The organism is Pseudovibrio denitrificans JCM 12308 (assembly GCF_001310815.1).
GTDB lineage: Bacteria > Pseudomonadota > Alphaproteobacteria > Rhizobiales > Stappiaceae > Pseudovibrio > Pseudovibrio denitrificans.
Genome location: NZ_BAZK01000092.1, coordinates 1 through 529 on the forward strand (window position 1 = coordinate 1; position 529 = coordinate 529).

At 51.0% G+C, this 529-nt stretch carries 1 pseudogene; it reads left to right on the top strand.

Features of this window, described 5'->3' with window-relative positions:
- A pseudogene (locus JCM12308_RS27570) lies at positions 1–529 on the top strand (calcium-binding protein); the annotation flags it as partial.

A 529-nucleotide genomic window follows, 5' to 3' on the forward strand; every position in this document is an offset into this window, starting at 1 on the left:
CGCTGACCATCTTGATGGAGGAGCCGGTAGTGACCTGATCAATTATCATCAGTCCCCAAGTCGCGTGATCGTTAATCTGTCAACCAAATCACTTTCAGGCGGGGATGCTGAAGGCGATACAATCGCCAATATAGAACGCGTGGGAGGGTCCAATTTTGATGATGTTCTCACAGGTGACGATCAATATAACGTATTGTATGCCCAACATGGCATAGACAAACTCTACGGTCTGGGCGGAGATGATCAGCTTAATGCCTATGGTTCTGGGGCCGATATCCTCGATGGTGGCGAGGGCACTGATACCGTGCGCTACTATTACGCCTCCTCTGGGGTTACCGTAAACCTGGCCGATCCTAGCCAGAACACTGGGGATGCAGCAGGTGATACTTACATCTCCATTGAACGTGTTATGGGAACACGTGATCATGCTGATACATTAACCGGGAATGCAGGCAACAACATCCTTTGGGGCTATGGCGGCAACGACACGCTTTATGGGGGAGCTGGTTACGATGAGCTCTCTGGTGGC